Origin of the sequence: Pseudomonas sp. HY2-MNA-CIBAN-0224 (assembly GCF_040310285.1) — a bacterium.
GTDB classification, from domain to species: domain Bacteria; phylum Pseudomonadota; class Gammaproteobacteria; order Pseudomonadales; family Pseudomonadaceae; genus Aquipseudomonas; species Aquipseudomonas helleri.
On record NZ_JBEOPQ010000138.1, the window covers coordinates 1 to 675 of the forward strand.

1 pseudogene is annotated in these 675 nt (G+C 52.1%); it reads left to right on the top strand.

Going from position 1 to position 675, the window contains the following annotated elements:
• Nucleotides 1-38: 38 nt before the first annotated feature.
• Nucleotides 39-675, top strand: a pseudogene (locus AAEZ03_RS25715) (transposase); the annotation flags it as partial.

The window sequence follows — 675 nt, forward strand, 5'->3', positions numbered from 1 at the left end:
AAAAGTTGGACACCCATCCAACTTTTTGGGTTTTCAACATGAATAAGTACACAGAGCAATTTAAGCTCACCGCCATCAAGGCCTATCTCGTGGGCAGCAAGGGGCTGCGTACGGTCGCCCAGCGATTCGATATCGACGTCAGCCTGCTCCGCCGCTGGGTCTCAAGCTATAAGCTCCATGGCTCGATCAGCCCTCGTAAACGCGGCCAACCTTACAGCGCGAGCTTCAAACGTAACGTTGTTGAGTACAAGCGCACGCACCATCTATCTCTTCGTCAGGTCGCTGCGCACTTTGGCCTTGGTCAATCATCTCAAGTAGGCATTTGGGAGCAGCAGTACTACAGTGGCGACCTTGAATCGCCAACCATCGCAAAAAGAAGAAAGTCTGTCGTAATGACGAAGAAGCCCAAACCCGCTGTGCCCGAAGATAAAGACGATGCACTGAAACCGCGTGAGCAGTTGATGGCTGAACTTGAATACCTGCGCATGGAGAACGCCTACCTAAAGGAGTTGGAGGCTTTGCAGGAACAGAAAAGACGACGGCAACCGAAAAAACCCTAATCGTCTCGAAACTGAAAAGCGTATTCCCTCTGGCGGATCTACTGAAGCTGGCGGGTGTGGCGCGCAGTACGTTTTACTATCAAGTCCAGGCACAACAGCGCCCAGATAAGCACGC